The 18,498-nt window shown below is 62.1% G+C and carries 15 protein-coding genes; 5 read left to right on the top strand and 10 right to left on the bottom strand.

All coding sequences use genetic code 11. The features are described 5' to 3' along the window. Nucleotides 1–105 precede the first annotated feature (105 nt). The 3 genes from FY550_RS16740 to FY550_RS16750 form a co-directional block, all read right to left on the bottom strand. Nucleotides 106–1,854, bottom strand: coding sequence for an ABC transporter ATP-binding protein (locus FY550_RS16740; RefSeq protein WP_233350235.1), 1,749 nt, complete (start codon nucleotides 1,852–1,854; stop codon nucleotides 106–108). Then, nucleotides 1,851–3,596, bottom strand: a complete 1,746-nt coding sequence (locus FY550_RS16745) for an ABC transporter ATP-binding protein (RefSeq protein ID WP_070980240.1) — start codon at nucleotides 3,594–3,596, stop codon at nucleotides 1,851–1,853. Before FY550_RS16745 ends, FY550_RS16740 begins: the two co-directional genes overlap by 4 nt. A 102-nt stretch (nucleotides 3,597–3,698) precedes the next feature. Then, nucleotides 3,699–4,778, bottom strand: coding sequence for a lipoate--protein ligase family protein (locus FY550_RS16750; protein WP_070980242.1), 1,080 nt, complete (start codon nucleotides 4,776–4,778; stop codon nucleotides 3,699–3,701). 344 nt (nucleotides 4,779–5,122) lie between these two features. On the opposite strand from FY550_RS16750, the gene FY550_RS16755 reads away from it, so the two are divergent. Further along, nucleotides 5,123–6,304 carry an MFS transporter gene (locus FY550_RS16755; protein ID WP_149054675.1) on the top strand — a complete coding sequence of 394 codons (1,182 nt, stop codon included), beginning with the start codon at nucleotides 5,123–5,125 and terminating at the stop codon, nucleotides 6,302–6,304. 31 nt (nucleotides 6,305–6,335) lie between these two features. Then, nucleotides 6,336–7,154 carry a sugar phosphate isomerase/epimerase family protein gene (locus FY550_RS16760; protein WP_149054676.1) on the top strand — a complete coding sequence of 273 codons (819 nt, stop codon included), beginning with the start codon at nucleotides 6,336–6,338 and terminating at the stop codon, nucleotides 7,152–7,154. A 35-nt stretch (nucleotides 7,155–7,189) separates the two neighbouring features. On the opposite strand, the gene mnmE is transcribed toward FY550_RS16760, so the two are convergent. The 3 genes from mnmE to FY550_RS16775 all read right to left on the bottom strand — a co-directional run bounded on the left by mnmE (nucleotide 7,190) and on the right by FY550_RS16775 (nucleotide 11,738). After that, nucleotides 7,190–8,551, bottom strand: coding sequence for a tRNA uridine-5-carboxymethylaminomethyl(34) synthesis GTPase MnmE (gene mnmE / locus FY550_RS16765; protein ID WP_149054677.1), 1,362 nt, complete (start codon nucleotides 8,549–8,551; stop codon nucleotides 7,190–7,192). Between the two features lie 203 nt (nucleotides 8,552–8,754). Next, nucleotides 8,755–10,419, bottom strand: coding sequence for a phosphoglucomutase (alpha-D-glucose-1,6-bisphosphate-dependent) (gene pgm, locus FY550_RS16770; RefSeq protein WP_070980252.1), 1,665 nt, complete (start codon nucleotides 10,417–10,419; stop codon nucleotides 8,755–8,757). 95 nt (nucleotides 10,420–10,514) lie between these two features. Beyond that, nucleotides 10,515–11,738, bottom strand: coding sequence for an MFS transporter (locus FY550_RS16775; protein ID WP_070980254.1), 1,224 nt, complete (start codon nucleotides 11,736–11,738; stop codon nucleotides 10,515–10,517). Between the two features lie 25 nt (nucleotides 11,739–11,763). On the opposite strand from FY550_RS16775, the gene FY550_RS16780 reads away from it, so the two are divergent. From FY550_RS16780 to FY550_RS16790, 3 genes are all read left to right on the top strand, one after another. Then, complete coding sequence (locus FY550_RS16780; RefSeq protein ID WP_233350236.1) at nucleotides 11,764–12,813, top strand: AraC family transcriptional regulator; 1,050 nt, start codon at nucleotides 11,764–11,766, stop codon at nucleotides 12,811–12,813. Nucleotides 12,814–13,000: 187 nt separating this feature from the next. Beyond that, nucleotides 13,001–13,924, top strand: coding sequence for an aldo/keto reductase (locus FY550_RS16785; RefSeq protein WP_084388203.1), 924 nt, complete (start codon nucleotides 13,001–13,003; stop codon nucleotides 13,922–13,924). 9 nt (nucleotides 13,925–13,933) lie between these two features. After that, complete coding sequence (locus FY550_RS16790; RefSeq protein WP_070980256.1) at nucleotides 13,934–14,572, top strand: hypothetical protein; 639 nt, start codon at nucleotides 13,934–13,936, stop codon at nucleotides 14,570–14,572. An 18-nt stretch (nucleotides 14,573–14,590) separates the two neighbouring features. Here the strand turns inward: FY550_RS16790 and FY550_RS16795 are convergent, their stop codons facing one another. The 4 genes from FY550_RS16795 to rpmH form a co-directional block, all read right to left on the bottom strand. Then, entirely contained in the window at nucleotides 14,591–15,550 is a 960-nt protein-coding gene (locus tag FY550_RS16795; RefSeq protein WP_070980474.1) for an NUDIX hydrolase, read from the bottom strand. Between the two features lie 108 nt (nucleotides 15,551–15,658). Continuing rightward, nucleotides 15,659–17,344, bottom strand: a complete 1,686-nt coding sequence (gene yidC / locus FY550_RS16800) for a membrane protein insertase YidC (RefSeq protein WP_070980258.1) — start codon at nucleotides 17,342–17,344, stop codon at nucleotides 15,659–15,661. 193 nt (nucleotides 17,345–17,537) lie between these two features. After that, nucleotides 17,538–17,927, bottom strand: a complete 390-nt coding sequence (rnpA, locus tag FY550_RS16805; protein WP_070980260.1) for a ribonuclease P protein component — start codon at nucleotides 17,925–17,927, stop codon at nucleotides 17,538–17,540. A 40-nt stretch (nucleotides 17,928–17,967) separates the two neighbouring features. Beyond that, a complete protein-coding gene (rpmH, locus tag FY550_RS16810; RefSeq protein ID WP_070980262.1) occupies nucleotides 17,968–18,102 on the bottom strand; it encodes a 50S ribosomal protein L34 in 135 nt (44 codons plus the stop codon). Nucleotides 18,103–18,498 lie beyond the last annotated feature (396 nt).

The following is an 18,498-nucleotide window of genomic DNA, read 5'->3' on the forward strand; positions in this document are numbered from 1 at the left end:
CACTCTGAGCCGGTAAAAGCCGATAGGGTGCCGCGGGTAACCGCTGGTTATAAACATGCTGGCATGTATGGCGCAGCATAGTGGGCTTCGGGGTGAGGGGGCAAGCTACTGCCACGACTCGGCCGAGCGCCGCTGGCGATGATGCCAGAGCCGATGATAGTGGCCGTCGGGGCGATCGAGAAGCGCTGTATGTGACCCTTGTTCGAGGATCCGGCCTGCTTCAATGACTACAATGCGATCGGCGTGGCGAATGGTGGAGAGGCGATGCGCAACGACGATCAGTGTTACCCGACCGCGTAGCCGCTCCAGTGCCCGGTTCATCCGGTGCTCGGTGGCGCTGTCGACACTGGCGGTGGCCTCATCGAGCAACAGGATGCGAGGCTGGCGCAACAGGGCGCGAGCCATGGCCAGCAGCTGGCGTTCGCCGGTCGATAGGGTCAGGCCACGTTCGCCCAGGGGCGTATCCAGACCATCGGGCAATCGATCAATCAGCTCGCGTAGTTGAGCATCATCGATGGCGGCAGCCAATTGTGCGTCATCGGCCTCGCTGCCGAGCAGCAGATTGTCGCGCAGAGTGGTGGAGCGCACGAACGGCTCCTGCGGCACACTGGCGATCGCTGCATTCAGCGTTTCCGGGGCGAAATCTGCCACTGGTCGATCATCCAGCGTCAGTGAGCCTTCACTTATGCGACTCAGCCCGGCGAGCAGGTCGAGCAGCGTGGATTTGCCGCTACCGGTGGGGCCCACCACTCCGAAAAAGCTGCCGGGCGGGATATCGAGCGTGATGCCGGCCAGGGTATCAGTGGCGGCGCCATGATGGCGAAAGTGTACGTCCCGAAGCTGCAGTCGGGCGTGTTCGACCGGTCCTGTATCTGTCCCCTGCGGCGCTTCAGGGCGATCGAGCAATCGCAACAGGCGCGTGCCGGCGACGCTGGCCTGTTGAAAGATGTTGAAGCGCTGAGTGATCTCGATCAGAGGCTCGGAGACCCGACCCAGCCAGGTAATAAAGGCATAGAGCACCCCGATTTCGGCCCCTGAGCCGAGATGCTCAAGGCCATAAACCCACAGCAGTGCAGCCAGAATGATCGTCGCGATCAGATCGAGCGCCGAACGCAGCAGGAGTCCGGAAATACGCACGGTACGCATCCGCGCGTTGTACTGCGATATGTTGGTGTCATGGAAATGATGACGGAAGTGGTCAGTGCGATTGAACGCCTGCAGTACACTCATGCCGCCGATGGCTTCATTGATCCGGGCATTCTGTACCGCGCGCAGACGACGGACTTCCATTGCAGCGCGTCCGCTGGTGCGCTGATAGAGCCAGATGACGACACCGGCGATGGGGACCAGCGGTGCGGCAATCAGCATCAGTTGCAGGTTCATCAGCGCCATGGCCACCAGAATGCCCACCAGCAGGACCAGGTTCTGCAAAACCGTGGCCAGAAAGGCGACATAGAGTTCGCGAATGGCATCGGTATCGTTGGTCACCCGGGCGACCATTTCGCCGGTAGGCGTGGCATCATGGACATGCTGAGGCAGACGCATGACATGACGGAATACTCGCTGGCGCAGGGTATAAATCGCCTCGAGCCCGATGCGCGAAAAATACAGTGTTTGCAGGTAGCGCCCCAGTGCTGCCAGACCCTGACTGCCAATATAGGCGCCCCCCAGCAGCAATAACGGCCACGCACGCAGATCGCCCTCTACCAGATAGCCATCGATATAGACCTGGGCCAGCCAGGGCCCTGCGACATCCAGCCCGGTCGCCACCAGCAGTATCATCAGCGCCAGCGTCAGACGGCGACGATCGGCCAGCAGCGGTTTCAGCAGCAGTGAGAGCAGACGTCGGTTCACGAGGTGCTCTCCTGTTGATTGCGGTGGCTTTGCTGATAACGCCAGAGTCGGGCGTAGTGGCCCTCATGGGCCAGCAGAGCGGCGTGATTGCCCTGTTCAACCACCCGCCCATCTGACAGTACCAGCAGGTAATCGGCACCGGCCACCGCCGACAAACGATGACTGACAATCACACAGGTGCGCCCCTGCTGTTCGGCCAGGGTATCCAGCAGCCGCCGTTCGGTCCCCTGATCGACCGCGGAGAGGGTATCATCGAGCAACAGGATCGGTGCCGGTGAGAGGAGTGCCCGGGCCAGTGCCACGCGCTGGCGCTGACCACCGGAGAGAGTGATGCCGCGCTCGCCGATACGGGTCTCGAGCCCCTGCGGCAGCGCCGCCAGATCGGTAGTGAACGCGGCCTGATCGAGGGCATGGCGAATCTCTGCCGGGGTCGCATCGGGGCGTCCGAGCGCCACGTTTTCGCCCAGTGTGGCCGCGAACAGCCATGGGTCCTGGGGGACCCAGGCAAAACTTTCGCGCAAGGCAGTCAGTGTGTACTCACTCAGCTCATTGCCACCGAGATAAATGGTGCCATCCGTCAGTGGATACTGGCGTAACAGCAGGCGCAACAGTGTGGACTTGCCACTGCCGGTAGCCCCGACAATGCCCAGTGTATGGCCAGCCGGAAGCTCGATATGAAGATCGCGCAGGGCCGGTGAACCGGCGCCTGGATAGGTAAACGATGCGATATCAAGGCGCAGCGTCGGGGTTGCCGGGTGAGACCGATGACCGTGATCGACGATGGCCTCATGCTCATCGAGGAACTCGTCGAGGCGTCGGGCGGCGGCTTCGCCTCGCTGCAGGATATTGAGACACCAGCCGAGAGCGAACATCGGCCAGATCAGGGTGACCAGATAGAGGGTGAAACTGGTGAGCTGGCCGAGTGTGATGACCTCGGTGAGATAGCGCCAGCTGCCGACCGTCAGGGTCAGCAGTGTCGCTGCAGCCAGTGCCAGCAGCACCACCGGATCGTAACAGGCTTCCATGCGCTGGACCCGAAAGTTGGCCTCGGTATGCGCTCGGGCCCGGGTCTCGAAGTCGTGAATTTCGGCTTCGACCAGCGAGTTCTGGCGCAGCATGCGCAGCCCGCCAATGGCCTCCTGGGTGCGATCATTGAGCTGCGAGAAGCGCTCGAGTGATTCCCCGAAATGGGTCTGCACCCGGCGGGCTACGCGATAAAACCCCCAGGCCATGAAGGGGAAGGGGACCAGCGCCAGCAGGGCCAGGGGGGCATCGATACCGACCACCATGACACCCAGCGCCAGGAGTAGTGTCAGGGCGCCATCAACACTGGAGAGCACCCCTTCACCGGCCGCCGTCTCGATGGCATCAATGTCCTGGCTGGCGCGAGCCAGCAGATCACCACTGCGGTGATGCTGGAAAAAACCGGGATCGAGCCGGGTAAGCTTGGCGTAAAAGCGATCGCGCAGCTCGATACCCAACCGGTAGGAGGTCCCGAACAGCCGCACTCGCCAGAGATAGCGCAACCCATAGAGGAGCAGACCGACCATACCCAGGAGTGCGACGCGCAGCAGCAGCGCGTGAGTATCCAGTTCACCGGCGCGCAGGGCATCGATGATGCGGCCTACCCACCAGGGCAGCGCCATGTTGAGCACGCCGACGATCAGCAGTACGCCAATGGCGCCGAAATAGGCCTGTCGGTGTTGCAGGAAAAACGCTCGCAGAAAGCGTGCCAGCGCCATGAATGCCTCCCGGGGTCGAGCCCACCAGTGTAGCTCAGGTGCTGGCGAAAGCGTCAGTGCCGATTACCCGGATCGGTGGATCGGCTCCGAATCGACGAGCGGTCAGGGAATGCGGCCCGTCCACTCGGGCTGGGCAAATTTCGACTCTGCCAGCTGATGGGCTGCCTCGAGCTCTTTTTCGCTCAGCGTACCGGTATCCAGCTGAAAACGGTTGGCAAAGGAGTCCGCCATACGCTGGATAATGGTGTCCCGATCCAGCCCGGTCTGGCTGCGCAAGGGATCGACACGCTTGCCGGCGCTGGTTGTGCCCTTGTCAGAGAGTTTTTCACGACCGATACGCAGTACTCGGGTGAGTTTATCGGCATCGATGTCATAAGCCATGGTGACATGGTGCAAAACGGCGCCATTAAGGCGTTTCTGGGCCGCTCCGGCGATCTTGCCTCCCGGCGACGTGATGTCGTTGATCGGCACGTACCATGCCTGTACCCCCATGTCACCGAGTGCCCGAATCACCCAGTCGTCGAGAAAAGCGTAACTCTCCACGAAGCTCAGTCCCTGTACCAGACTCTCCGGGACAATCAGCGACCAGGTAATGGTATTGCCGGGCTCGACGAACATGGCCCCGCCGCCGCTGATGCGTCGTACCACTTCGACACCTTCGGCCCGGGCAGCATCAGGATCGACTTCATTGGTCAGCGACTGGAAGCTGCCAATGATGATCGCCGGACGATCCCACTCCCAGACGCGCAGGATGGGCCCGCGCCGACCGGCGGCGACTTCGCGGGTCAGGATTTCATCAAGCGCCATGTGCAGTCGTGGCGATTCCGGTGGCCGATGGATCAGCGTGAAATGGTGATCACGCCAGTCGCTGGCACGGGCAAGCGCCCGGCGGATGACAGTGGCGATCGCTGGTACCGAGATGCCGACCATGGTGATCTCTGCCGGCAGGGCTGCGGTGATACGCTCGCTCAGTTCGCGACTTTCGAGAGTGATCGGCGCCCCCTCGAGGGCTGCATTGATGCTTTCGAGCGCTTCATCCGGTTCGAGAAAGAAATCCCCTGACAGGCGAACCTTCTGCAGATGCGCCCGGGCGACTTCCAGATCGGCGACCAGCAGCTTGCCGCCTGGCACCTTGTATTCACCATGGTGGGTGGTGATGGAATCATGATCGGGTTGCGTCATCCTCACTCCTCTGGCACTCGCCACATATACCGTCCGCCAGTATAGCCCGATGAGCTGTCGCGGTGATGACGCCCGATTGGATGAGCGTGATCCCGTGGGTGAGTCGCATCACAGTGGCCATGCCCTCATCTGCCCGTGAGATTCACGATTCATCGTGGCATCTCTCTGCGACCATAGTCTAAGATTTCGGTCTGATTCGAGATTTCGGGCAGACTGATCGGAAGAGAGTGATTGTTCCGTATCGACAGCGTGCCCGTTCCCCTGGCGGTTATCACCCCTTCCCACTGTGCGGAGCATGTCCCGGAGCAGTGGATCCTGTCATTTCACTCAGCGTGTGAGGCATCATGGTTCGTCATACCCACCCCGTGCTCGTCCTGCTGGCTCTGGCGACCGGTGGCTTTGCGATCGGTACGACCGAATTTGCCACCATGAGCCTGCTGCCGTTCATTCAGCATGACATGAGTATCAGTCCCGCCACGGCCAGTCATATCATCAGCGCCTATGCGCTGGGTGTGGTGATCGGGGCGCCGGTCATCACGGTGCTGGCCGCCCGGATCGATCGCAAATGGCTGTTGCTGGCGCTGATGACCCTGTTTGCGCTCGGCAATGGCCTGAGCGCACTGGCGCCCGACTATGGCTGGCTGGTGCTGTTCCGCTTTCTCAGCGGTCTGCCACACGGCGCCTATTTCGGTCTGGCGGCGCTGATGGCGGCCTCGGTGGTGGCCAGTGGCAAGCGCACCCGGGCGGTAGGCATGGTAATGCTGGGACTGACGGTTGCCACCATTGTGGGCGTACCGCTGGCGACCTGGCTGGGTCATGTGGCCGGCTGGCGCTGGGGCTACTGGGTGGTGACCACGCTGGCGCTGCTGACGGTGGTGCTGATCGCCCTGTTTGCGCCGAAGACCGGCGTGGCCAGTGAAAGCAGTGCGAAAGGCGAGCTGCGCGCGCTCGGCAACAGTGCCGTGCTGTTGACACTGGCGATCGGTGCGATCGGGTTCGGCGGCATGTTCGCGGTCTACACCTATTTGACCTCGACGCTGGATGAGGTTACGCACATGTCGCCGGAGCTCATGCCGCTGGTGCTGGCAGTCTTCGGCTTCGGCATGACGATCGGCAATGTGATCCTGCCGCGCTTTGCCGACCGTTCGCTGATGCCGACTGCCGGGGCGCTGCTGATCTGGAGTGCGGTGGTGCTGGGGATCTTCCCGCTGGTGGCCGACAACCCCTGGCTGGTCACCATCGACGTGTTCTGCATCGGCATCTGTGGTGCACTCGGCACAATTCTGCAGACCCGGCTGATGGATGTCGCCGGCGAGGCCCAGAACCTGGCCGCGGCGCTCAACCATGTGGCCTTTAACATGGCCAACGCGCTTGGCCCCTGGCTGGCGGGCCTGTCCCTGGCGATGGGCTTCGGCTACCGCTCAACCGGCGTGGTGGGCTGCCTGCTGGCGCTGGCCGGTTTCGTGATCTGGATACTGGCGCGCCGCCAGGAGAAGCGCATGCGGGCGGCGGCGCAGGCTTCCTGATTCGACATCCGACAATGACCCGGGGGAATGCATGACCATCGGAATCTGCAGCTGGACACTGGGTATCGAGGAGCCTGATGCCCTGATGGCGAAAATCGCGGCGCTGGGACTTGATGGGGTGCAGTATTGTGAACCTATCGAACGCCATGCCCCCGAGGTTGTGCGAGCCTGTGCCGAAGCTCACGACCTCCGACTGCTGGCGGTCGATCCGTTCGACTGTGCACCGGCGACATCCGAAAGAGCCAACCGCGAGACGGCCGTTGAGTACTATCGACAGGTCATCGACTTTGCCGCTGAACTGGGACCGGATATCCCGGTGGCCCTGCAGGGGCTGAGCAACTGGACGGTGAACTGCGACAGCCGCGAGGCGCGCTGGGCGATGATTGTCGAGTGCTGCCGGAGGCTGGATGAATATGCGAGCGATTGTGGCGTCAGGCTGCTCTACGAGCCCTGCAACCGCTACGAGGTGGCGATGATTCATACAGCTGCCGAAGCCGAGGCGCTGCTTGCCGAGATCGGCAGCGACAACATCGGCGTACTGCTTGACAGCTTCCACATGAATATCGAGGAGTCCGACCCCTGCGCCGCGTTGCGTCGCCTGGCCGGACGCAACGGCATCTACCACATTTCCGATTCCGGTCGCGGCGGTATGGGGACCGGCCATATCGACTATATCGCGCAGCATCGGGCACTGCAGGAGGGTGGTTTCAACGGCCCGGTTGCAGTGGAGCTGGTGCTGCCGCATCTGGCGCCCACCGGGCTGCCGCGCAACGCGCGCGAGCAGCAGATGCTGGATGAGCAGATTCGACACAGTGCCCGGATATGGCGGGCGCTGGAGTCGGATGCTTAACAGCGCTTACTCCCGACCCGGTAGAGTGACAGCGATCACTTCCCGATACAGAAGCTGTCGAAGATTTCACCCAGCAGCGCATCGGCGGTGAACTCCCCGGTAATCTCACCCAGCGCGTCCTGAGCGGCGCGCAGATCCTCGGCCAGCAGTTCGCCGGCACTGGCGCCGGCCAGTTGTTCGGCGCCGTGGGTAAGCGCATGAGCGGCACGGTCCAGCGCATCGAGATGGCGGCGGCGGGCGGAGAAGCGTCCCTCACTGGTCGCCTGGTAGCCCATGACGCCCTTGAGATGCTCCTTCAGGTTATCCACACCCGTTCCGGTCGTGGCCGAGAGGCGGATGACCGGCGGGGTTGTGGATAAATCGGGTGTTTCGGATTCGCCGCTCTCGTCGATCTTGTTGCGTACCAGGGTGAGCTTCGAGGGATCGGGCAGGCGTTCGACAAACTCGGGCCAGATCGCCATCGGATCGGTGGCGTCACTTTCGCGGCTATCGACCAGCAGCAGTACCCGGTCGGCTTTTTCGATCTCTGCCCAGGCGCGCTGAACGCCGATTTTTTCCACGGCATCCGGGGTATCGCGCAGGCCGGCGGTATCGATGACATGCAGTGGCATGCCATCGAGATGGATATGCTCGCGCAACACGTCGCGAGTGGTACCGGCAATGTCGGTGACAATGGCCGTCTCCTGCTCGGTCAACGCATTCAGCAGGCTGGACTTGCCGGCGTTGGGGCGGCCGGCGATCACTACGCTCATGCCTTCACGCATCAGCGCCCCCTGGGCGGCACTGGCACGGACTTCGGCGAGATTGCCCCGCACTGCTTCAAGCATCGCTGCCACCCGGCCGTCACCGAGAAAGTCGATCTCCTCCTCGGGAAAATCGATGGCCGCTTCAACGTACACGCGCAGTTCGATCAAACGGTCGACCAGCTCATGCACGTGACGCGAGAACTCCCCCTGCAGCGAGTGCATGGCGTTCTCGGCGGCGGCGCGGGAGCTGGCCTCGATCAGATCGGCAATCGCCTCGGCCTGAGCGAGATCGAGACGGTCGTTCATGAAGGCGCGCTCGGAGAATTCGCCAGGGCGGGCGAGCCGGGCGCCGAGGCCGACGGCGCGCTCCAGCAGCCAGTCCATGATCACCGGCCCCCCATGGCCCTGCAGCTCCAGTACATCCTCGCCGGTAAAGGAGTTTGGTCCGGGGAAGAAGAGCGCAATGCCCTCATCGAGTACCTGTCCCTGCTCACCGAGGAAGGGACCGTAATGGGCGTAGCGTGGCTTCGGTGCGAAACCGAGCACCGCCCGGGCAATCTCGGTCACCCGGGCGCCCGAAACGCGAACGATACCGACGCCGCCGCGGCCCGGCGGGGTAGCAAGTGCCGTGATGGTGTCCTGATCGAGCATGTAGTGTCCTGGTCTCAGTGGGGCGCGCCGAGAGATTGTCGGCGCTGGCTCTCGGTGCTGCAAGCGTCATGACAGGCGCTGGCGTACCCCCCGCTTTGAAGCCGGGTCTGGCTGACTCGACTGAGGCCCGGGAGCGTTGTCCAACGACAAAAGGCCGGCGAGTGCCGGCCTTCTGCGTTTTCAACCGATGGTGTCGCCTGGCATCAGCCGTTCAGGACACCGTCTACCAGCGCCTTGGCCTCTTCCTGCAGGCGCTTGAGGTGATCCTCACCTTCGAAGCTTTCGGCGTAGATCTTGTAGACATCCTCGGTCCCTGAAGGACGCGCGGCAAACCAGCCGGCGGCCGTCTCCACCTTGAGCCCGCCGATGGCCGCGCCATTGCCCGGAGCTTCGGTGAGCGTGCGAGTGATCGGATGGCCGGCGAGCGAGTCGGCGGTGACCTGTTCCGGCGACAGCGCCTTGAGTCTGGCTTTCTGATCACGATCGGCCGGCGCATCGACACGGGCATAGACCGGTGCGCCATACTGCTCGGTCAGTGTCTGATAGTGCTCGCCCGGATCACGGCCGGTCACGGCAGTCATCTCGGCGGCCAGCAGCCCGGCGATGATGCCATCCTTGTCGGTGGACCAGGCACTGCCGTCCATTTTCAGGAAGGACGCGCCAGCGGACTCTTCACCACCAAAGCCAAGGCTGCCCTCGATCAGGCCATCGACGAACCACTTGAAGCCGACCGGCACTTCCACCAGCGGCCGGCCAAGCCCTTCGGCTACCCGGTCGATCATCGAGGAGGAAACCAGCGTTTTGCCAATGCCGGTCTGCTCACTCCACTGCGGACGATGAGTAAAGAGGTAGTTGATGGCGACCGCCAGGTAGTGATTGGGATTCATCAGCCCGCTGGAACGAGTGATGATGCCGTGGCGGTCATGATCGGTATCGCAGGCAAAGGACACATCGAAGCGATCCTTGTGCTCGATCAACCCGGCCATGGCATGCGGTGAGGAGCAGTCCATGCGGATCTTGCCATCCCAGTCCAGACGCATGAAGCGAAAGGTGGGATCGACGGTGGTGGAGAGCACTTCCAGCGGCAGATTGTAGCGGCTGGCGATACGCGGCCAGTAGTGCACGCCGGCACCGCCGAGCGGATCGACGCCGAAGGTCAGGCCGGAGTCGCGAATGGCGGCCATGTCGATGACCTGGTCGAGCCTGCCGACATAACTGTCGATGAAGTCGAACCGCTGCGTGGTCGATGCCTTCAGCGCCTCGGCATAGCTGACCCGTTTGATCTCGCGCAGCCCATCCGACAGCAGATGATTGGCACGCTCCTGAATCCACTGGGTGACGTCGGTATCGGCCGGGCCGCCGTTGGTGGGGTTGTACTTGAAACCGCCATCGGTAGGCGGGTTGTGCGACGGCGTGATCACGATGCCATCCGCCAGCCCACTGCTACGGCCCTGATTGTGCTCGAGAATGGCATTGGAGAGCGCCGGTGTCGGCGTATAGCCGGGCTCACCGCCGGTTTCCTCACAGCCGGCATCAATGCGGGTCTCGACACCATTGGCTGCCAGTACCTCAAGCGCCGAAACAAAGGCCGGCTCGGAGAGGGCGTGCGTGTCCATGCCGATGAACAGCGGTCCATCGACACCCTGTTCGCGCCGGTAGTCGCAGATCGCCTGGGTGGTGGCGAGAATGTGCCACTCGTTGAAGCTCGTCTTCAGTGACGAACCGCGATGACCCGAAGTACCGAAGGCCACCTGCTGCGCGGGATCGCTCACGTCCGGGCGCTCACTGTAGTAGCGCGATACCAGGCGCGGCAGATTGGCGAGACTGTGCTCGTCGGGCAGGTGCCCTGCGTTGGGATCGATGCTCATCTCTGGTTCCTTTGATGAAGACATGACTTCGAACAGACCTGCTCCAATTCTAGCAGGCTGTTCGATGCTGCCGATGTGCCTGTCCGCCGACGCGCTCAGCACTGCTTCGTGCCAACCTCCAGCGGCGAGGTCGAGTGGGTTCTTACGCCCAACAGTACCAGGGCGGCGCCCGCCAGCAGCATTGTGCCTGCAGTGGCGCATACTCCCAGTACGCCACCGATGCCGAAGATCACGCCGCCGACCGCTGCACCAAGGGCAATCGCCAGCTGGACCGAGGCTACCATCAGTCCGCCGCCGCTTTCAGCCTCGTCCGGAATGACCCGGGTGAGCCAGGTCGACCAGGCGACGGGTACGGCGCCAAAGGCGAACCCCCACAACGCGACCATCAGTGCATCCGTCTCGACGGTCACGCCTCCCAGAGAGAACAGCAGCCAGCCCGTCGTCCCCATGATGAGTGGCATCAGTATCAGTGTCAGACGCAGACTGCGCTCGAGCAGATAGCCGGCCGCCAGGGTGCCGATGAAATTTGCGACGCCGAAAGCAAGCAGCGTCGACGAGATACCGTTGATGCCCATGCCGGAGATGATCTCCAGAAACGGACGAACGTAGGTAAAGAAAGCGAAGTGACCGCAGAACACCAGCAGGATGGTCACGATGCCAACACCAATGCCGGGGCGCCGGATGACACTGACAAGCGTACCCAGGGGCGTCGGGTGTTCCGGTGCCATCTTCGGCAGCGTGAAAGCCTGGAAGACCAGCGTTGCCATGGCCAATGTGGTCGCGAGCAGGAAGACGCTGCGCCAGCCGACCAGATCACCGAGATAACTCCCCAGCGCTGTGGCACTGATGGTGGCGATCGGTACCCCGGTAAAGAGCAGGGACAACGCTCGCGGCACGTCGTGCTCCGGTACCAGGCGCATGACCGTGGCAGCCGATAGCGCCCAGAAACCGCCCAGAGCGATGCCAAGCAGCATGCGCCCGGCCAGCAGCCACACCAGATTGGGTGCGAAGGCGACCAGCAGATTGGCGGCGATCATCAGTACGGAGAAACTCAGTAGCACCTGGCGGCGGTCCAGGCGCTGGGTGGCCGTCGTGACCAGTAATCCGGAGAGCAGGGCCAGCAGCGCGGTGACGGTCACTGCCTGACCTGCCTGCCCTTCGTTGATGGCCAGCGAATCGGCCATTGGGGTGAGCAGGCTCGCAGGCAGAAACTCACTCATGACCAGGCTAAAGACGCCCAGAGTGAGTGAAAATACGGCGCTCCAGGCCGGGCGAGGAGGCACCGAGCTGGAAGCGGTGCGGGAGTCGTTGGTCGTCATCTCGAAAGTTTCCGGAAAGGGAAGGATGACGCTTAGACTATGGTGGTATGTCAGGATGATCTATCATCAAAAATCCGAAATTCTTGATCGGTTAACCGAAATGCGCGCTCAAGTTTCCCTCCAGAGTTCCACTGATGTTCTCCCTGATGACTGGATCAATGAACTGCTGCTCGGGATGCGTCTGTCCGGGTTAAGCTATCGCTGCGTTCAGGTGACGCCCCCCTTCGGCATCCGCTTCGATACCGATCATCCCTGCGCCCGGTTTCACTTCATCGCTCATGGTCCGGTTATTTTGAGGGTCGGCAACGATATTTACTCTCTCGCTACCGGCGATGCAGTACTGCTGCCCCATGGGGGTGATCACGAATTGCTCTCTTCTCCCGAGGTATCAAGTCGGGATATCGAACAGATCGACGCCATTACGCTCTGTGACCGTGTGACCCGGGTCGATCAATGCGGGGCAGGCGCCGATCGCTGTGATGCCGTGCACCTGTTCAGTGGCTGCATGCAGCTCGATCTCGGCGGTCTGCATCCGTTGGTCTCGATGATGCCCAGCGTCATGCACGTGGGGACGCTGCTGTCGCGTTATCCGGAGATGCTGCCCATGCTCGAGGCGATGGCACGTGAAGCGAAGCTGGAACGGGCCGGCGCTGCCGGGATTCTTTCACGGCTGGCCGATGTGGTCGCCGCCAGTATCGTGCGCGGTTGGGTAGAGAGTGGTTGCGGTGATGTCGGAGGCTGGGTTGAGGCGCTACGCGATCCGCGTCTGGGCAAGGTGATCGCCGCCATTCATCGGGATCCCGGCCATGAGTGGACGGTGGCCGGCATGGCCAACGCCATGGACAGCTCTCGCTCGGTTTTTGCTGACCGATTTCGCGCGGCGCTGGGCATCTCGCCTCTCGGCTATGTCACCCAGCTGCGCATGCGTCTGGCTACACAATGGATCGTCGAAAAGGGGCTTTCCATCGAACAGGTTGCCGAACGCCTTGGCTACGGCTCCCAGGCCGCCTTCAGTCGTGCCTACAAGCGTGAAACCGGCCAGACGCCTGGTGAGGCAAGAAACGCTGCCAACTGAAGAACGCCCGTTGCCCTCCCGAGCCCGCAAGGTGATCGATCCGCCTGAGCGTCGTGGGCTTGCCGGACGCTATGCACCAGGTGAATAAAAGAGGAGTGGGTGGAATAACTCATCCGGTGCGTTATTCAGCATCGCCTCAAGGCCATGACCTATAAAGAGAGCATCCCTCACTTTTGGGAGGTCTGTGATGCTGCCCTCCATTACCCGTCGCCATTTTCTCGCCGGGCTGGTCGCGGCGGGGCTGGTTACCCGACTGCCATCGGCCATGGCGGGTGATGGCAGCTTGCCGATCACCCGGTCGATCCCCTCCAGCGGAGAAGCACTGCCGGTGATTGGCATGGGCACCTGGCGCACCTTCAATGTCGGGACCGATCCCGTACTGCTGGAGGAGCGTGCCCGGATTCTGGAACGCTTCTTCGCACGCGGCGGCGAGCTGATCGATTCATCGCCCATGTACGGCTCCTCCGAAGCAGTCGTCGGGCGCCTGATGGAGCGGTTGGGTCGTTTCGACGATCTCTTTGCTGCCACCAAGGTATGGACGCGCGACGAGAGCGACACCCGCGAGGCTGTTCAGCGTTCCGAGGCGCTCTGGCATGTTGAGCGCTTTGATCTGCTACAGGTGCACAATCTGCTGGGCTGGGAGGGCCATCTGGCAACGCTGAAGCAGATGAAGGCCGCGGGCGAGCTGCGCTACATCGGTGTGACTACTTCCCATGGCCGGCGTCACGATGAGCTTGAGCGCATCATGGCAAGCGAGCCGCTGGATTTCGTCCAGCTGACGTATAACATCCTCGATCGCGAGGCCGAATCAAGGCTGCTGCCACTGGCCCGCGAGCGTGGAATTGCGGTGATCGCCAATCGCCCGTATCAGGGCGGTCATCTTTTTGCTCGCTTCCAGTCGCACCCTCTGCCTGACTGGGCCGGGGAGGTAGGCGCGACCAACTGGGCAGAGTTCTTTCTCAAGTTCATTGTCTCCCACCCAGCGCTGACCTGTGCCATCCCCGCTACCACCCAGGTTGAACACCTGCAGGAGAACATGGGCGCGCTCTACGGCACCCTGCCCGATGAATCGCAGCGTCAGCGCATGGTGAACCATGTCGAGCGTCTGTAGGAAAGGGGCATGGACTACGCACTGCACGACTTTCTGATGTTCACCCCGGAGGTTTATCTCCGCCTCTTCGTGCGTGTGAACGCTACCCTGGGGCCCTGGCTGGCGCTGGTGATCGCTGCGCTGGCCTCGATGGCCCTGCTGCTGTCCCGTAATGCACTCGCACTGCGTCGGTTGGCCTTCATGCTGATGGCGGCAGGCTGGGGACTGAGCGCAGGCGTGTTCATGGTTCGCTTCTATGCGCCCATTAACTGGCCGGTCGGCTGGCTGGCCTGGGCCTTTGCGCTGGAGGCGCTACTGTTACTGATGGCGGCGGTGTGCACACGACCCGAGCCGGTTCGAGTTCTGTCTCTGCCGGGTTCACTGGTAGTCGTGACGACGCTGTCGCTGGCGACGGCCTGGGCGGCAGGGAGCTGGCGTGCGCTGTCGCTGCCTGCAGTCACACCCGACATGACGGCGGTCACCACCATGCTGATGCTGGTACTGCTGCCGCGCAGCTGGCGTTGGGGAGTGCTGATCGTGCCGCTGCTCTGGTGTCTGTTCAGCCTGCTGATCCACTGGGCGCTGGGCCTGTGGCTACCCCTGGGGGTGTCGGCTGCCGGGCTTGTGATCGGGTTGGCAGCCGCGCTGTGGCCGCACCGGCCAGGCTGAGGCGCATGATGGCGAGTGCTACTCGCTCTGCAACAGCGGCGTCTGGACACCTGGTGCCATCGGACGGCGCCATTGCTCGCGACGAAAGCGATAGCGCTCAGCGGGGCGGCCTCCGGTGGCATGCTCGATCTCGCCGGTCGCCTCCACCAGCCCGGTCTTGTCCAGTGCCCGGCGGAAGTTCTGCTTGTGCAGTCGCAGACCGATGATCGCTTCGATCGTCCCCTGCAGCTGTGACAGGGTGAAGCGTTCCGGCAGCAGCTCAAAGATCACCGGGCGATAGCGCAGCTTACCGCGCAGGCGATCAATGGCGGTGGCCATGATGCGCCGGTGATCCGAGGCCATGGCGCGTCCGGGCAGTGGGTCATCGGGTGTCGGATCGGTTCCGTGATCGCGTTGCGCTTCGCGCACCAGTCCCGCTTCATAGAGCAGTTCGAAACGTTCCAGCACGCCACCATCGATCCAGCGGGCGTCATCAAGGCCGAAAGCGAGGCGAGCCCGTTGCCACCGTTCGCCACTATGATCTTCCGCTGCCCAGTGGCGCAGGGCAGGGGTGATGGCCTCGTCGATCAGCGCCGGTCGCCCATCGCGATGATCCTCCCAGGGGAAAAAGTCATACCAGCTGCGCCAGACGGCTTCGAAGGCCCCGGGATCATGCTGTTGCGCGGTCAGGCCGAGATAGCCCACCGACACATGGCGAATCCCGTCATCTGCATGACTGCCGGGCGCGTGGGTACGGCCACGATCACCGAAGGTGTAGAGCTGCTCGACATACTCCGGCGCAAATCCGGTCTGGCTACTGACCCACTCACGCAGACCGAGTTCGAAGGTGCGGTGTGCCAGTGGATCAAAGGGACCGGCGGGCAGGCCATGGTGATCGACAGCGCTGCGATCCCGTGTAGCCAGTACGCTGGGGGTCTCACTGTCAGCGGCAATGACCACGGCGGAAAGACCGATGATAATGGCGGTACTGTCTGTCATGAGGGTGTCGATCGGACTCGAGGCATCGGAGGGCTCATTGTGCCATGACATGCCAATGAAAGACCCCCGCCGAAGCGGGGGTCAGAGGCGTGCCGAATGGGCAGCGGGTCAGGTCTTGCGGCCCTTTTCATCCATGTTGCGTTCGATGCGTCGGGTCACGAAATACTGCTGTGCGATCGACAGGCAGTTGTTGGTGATCCAGTACAGCACCAGACCGGCCGGGAACCACAGGAAGAAGAAGGTGAAGATGATTGGCAGCATCTTCATGATCTTCGCCTGAGTGGGGTCCGGCGGTGTCGGATTGAGCAGCTGCTGGGCGAACATCGACAGACCCATGATGATCGGCAGGATGAAGTAGGGGTCCTGCGCGGAGAGATCATGAATCCACAGGATGAAGGGCGCATGACGCAGCTCCACTGACTCCATCAGCATCCAGTAGAGTGCGATGAAGACCGGCATCTGAATGACCATCGGCAGACAGCCGCCCAGCGGATTGATCTTCTCCTGCTGGTAGAACTTCATCATTTCCTGCGACATCTTCTGGCGATCGTCGCCGTGCTGCTCCTTGATGCGCTTCATCTCGGGGCCGAGTTTGCGCATTCGCGCCATCGACTTGTAGGCCTTGGCCGAGAGCGGGAAGAGGGCAGCCTTGACCAGGCAGGTCAGCAGGATAATGGACCAGCCCCAGTTACCAATCAGCGCATGAATGTGCTTGAGCAGCCAGAACAGGGGCGTGGCAAGGAACCACAGCCAGCCGAAGTCGACGGTGAGGTTCAGGTTGGGCGCCACTTCCTCGAGGCGCTCCTGGACCTTGGGCCCCATGTACAGGGTGGCACTGAGCTCACCCGTATTGCCGGGGGCGATATCGCGGGTCGGGCTGGCAAAGGCAGCTACATTGCGACCCTGTTTGTCGGTATCGGCGTAGTAGAGATTCTGCTGATCGCTGCCCGGTACCCAGGCGGTGGTGAAGTAGTGCTGAATCATCGCGACCCAGCCACCGCGAGCATCCTTGTTGGCGAAGTTGCCGTTCTTGATGTCGTCGAAATCCACCTTCTGATAGTGGTCTTCCGGCGTAGAGAAGGCGGCCCCCAGGTAGGAGTGCATACCGACACCGGCACCACTGGTGGGATCGGGACTGGAATCACGGGCCAGCTGACCGATGAAGCGTGCCGATACCGGGCTCTGGCTTTCATTATCGAGCAGATAGCTGACCTTCACCGCATAACTGTTTCGATCAAAGGTGAAGCGCTTGATGATATCGACGCCGTTGACGCTGCCGTGCAGATCAACGGTCAGACTCTTCTGATCCTTGCCGAGCGTATATTGCTGCTGGTCGGCATGCAGTTCGACGCGCCCCGAATGATTGCCCAGCTGCAGCCCGGAACGGGCAATGTAGCTGCGACGCTTGTCATCGGAGAGCAGCACGAAGGGTTGATCCCCATGGAGCTGCTGCTTGTGCTTCGGCAGAGCGGCATACACGATATCGCCACCCCGCGGATCAATCCGTACCCGGAGCACATCGGTGGTGACACTGACCAGGGGGCTATTGCCCTGCTGAGTGGCGCTGTCACTACTGCCCGCCATGGACTGCCCATCAGGCTGGGTGGCCCGATCGGCGCTGCTGTCAGGCGCATCAAGACTCTGCTCGGAGGGTGAAGCGTCGCTACTCTGTTCGGAGAAGGCCGGCGTATCAGTGGGCTGCTGCTGACCGTGGTAGTCCTGATTCCACTGGATCACCATCAGATAGGCGAGCACAGCCAGCGGGATGATGAAGAAAAGTCGTTTCAGATCCATGAGGGATTGCCCGATGGGAAGATGTATCGGCTCGGTGACGGTGTCCGGACGGAGCCGGCAGACGGCGAAACCGCAGCGTGACGCAGTAGGCAGGGGTGACCGAAAACGGCATGAGACAGGGCGTCGGCCCGGCTGCCGAAGGGATATGACGCTTGAATGATAATGGCGTGATCTCCTCGAACCGGGCCCGGATTCACCTGGGCTTTAATCGGTCACGGTGATTCTGCTCATCCGGCGGCGCCGAATCGGTCTGCTTGCCGACTTCCTTTGTCAGTCGCCGCCACATGCCGTGCAGCTGGCGCGTGATGGTGTCGTTGTCGAGCGATGAGGCATCGCGTCGCGCCAGTACGACAATATCCACCGCCGGCAACCAGTGCTGACGATGGCGCACCGATTCGCGAATCAATCGCTTGAGGCGATTGCGATCGACCGCGCGACGTGCATTTTTTCTGCTGATCACCAGGCCCACTCGGACATGGCCCTGACGATTGGGTATGGCCAGTGCCAGAAACCCGCGTCCGTGAATCCGAAAGGCTGTCTGCTCGAAAACCTGCCGGTAATCCCCGCTGCTCAGCAACCGCATCCGGCGGGGAAACCCCTTTGGACTCATAGGGGTATTGCGATCAGGCACTCAGACGCTTGCGACCCTTGGCACGACGACGCGCCAGAATCTGACGACCGGCTTTGGTGGCCATGCGGGCACGGAAACCGTGGTTGCGCTTGCGCTTGATCACGCTGGGCTGAAATGTGCGTTTCATGGTGACGTCTTCCGAAATTGAAGCATGAGGAAATCGTTTGGCCGAAGTGCCTGCCCGAACAATGGGCGCACGGAGGCCCGGGAGCGGCGATTCTAGAGAATTCGAGGCGTGGGTGCAATTTTTCTCTCCATGCCGTGTCCGATGCCGACGCAACAGGACAAGCCATGTCGTGAAAGGTTGTGGATAAGATTCTGGATAAGCTGCGGGCAACCGGGTGACAGATACTCTGAAGCCCGCTTGCAGAGCCGCTAACAGGGCTTGTCAAGGGTTTTCCACAGCCAGGCGAAAGTGTCACTCAGGTGTGGATAACCTTGCAGGGCAACGCTACAATGCCTGCCCTCGCTCGCGTTGTCATTTGTCGAGCGGCCATTTCCCGGATCATCACGGTGAGGCCAC

Origin of the sequence: Kushneria phosphatilytica (assembly GCF_008247605.1) — a bacterium.
Lineage (GTDB): Bacteria > Pseudomonadota > Gammaproteobacteria > Pseudomonadales > Halomonadaceae > Kushneria > Kushneria phosphatilytica.